This is a genomic window from Clostridium sp. DSM 17811 (assembly GCF_018861905.1).
In the GTDB taxonomy this organism is placed as follows: domain Bacteria; phylum Bacillota; class Clostridia; order Clostridiales; family Clostridiaceae; genus Clostridium_AD; species Clostridium_AD frigoriphilum.
Genome location: NZ_JAHLDU010000093.1, coordinates 1 through 620, shown reverse-complemented (window position 1 = coordinate 620; position 620 = coordinate 1). Strand labels below are relative to the sequence as shown.

Annotated in this window: 1 pseudogene; it reads right to left on the bottom strand. The window is 33.5% G+C overall.

Features of this window, described 5'->3' with window-relative positions:
• Nucleotides 1-29: 29 nt before the first annotated feature.
• Nucleotides 30-620: pseudogene (locus KPL44_RS25105) on the bottom strand (pyruvate:ferredoxin (flavodoxin) oxidoreductase); the annotation flags it as partial.

Sequence of the window (620 nt, the reverse complement as noted above, 5' to 3'; positions counted from 1 at the left end):
ATATTTTTTTATTAAATTTAATCTATTTTCTAAATTCCGCTAGTTGCCAATTTGTTATATTTTTTGTATTTGTCTTTAGCATCCTTTTCTGCAGCTTCAAATAACTCATTAGCTTCTTTTGGGAAAGTTCTTTCTAATGAAGCATAACGAACTTCTCCTCTTAGGAACTCCTTAAAATCTTTTGTAGGTTCCTTTGAATCCATGATAAATGGATTTTTTCCTTCTTCTTTAAGAAGAGGATTATATCTATATAAATGCCAATATCCTGCTTCTACAGCATTTTTAATTTCTGTTTGAACATTACACATTCCACTCTTTAAGCCATGACTTATACATGGAGCATAAGCTATGATAAGTGATGGACCTGGGTAACTTTCAGCTTCTGTAACAGCTTTTAAGAATTGTGCTTGGCTAGCTCCCATTGCTACCTGTGCAATATAAACATCCTCATAACACATTGCCATCATACCTAAATCTTTTTTCTTAAACCTCTTACCTGCTGCCGCAAATTGTGCTACTGCGCCCAAAGGAGTTGCTTTAGATGATTGACCTCCTGTATTTGAATATACTTCTGTATCAAGTACTAGTATATTTACATCAGCTCTTGTTGATATTACATG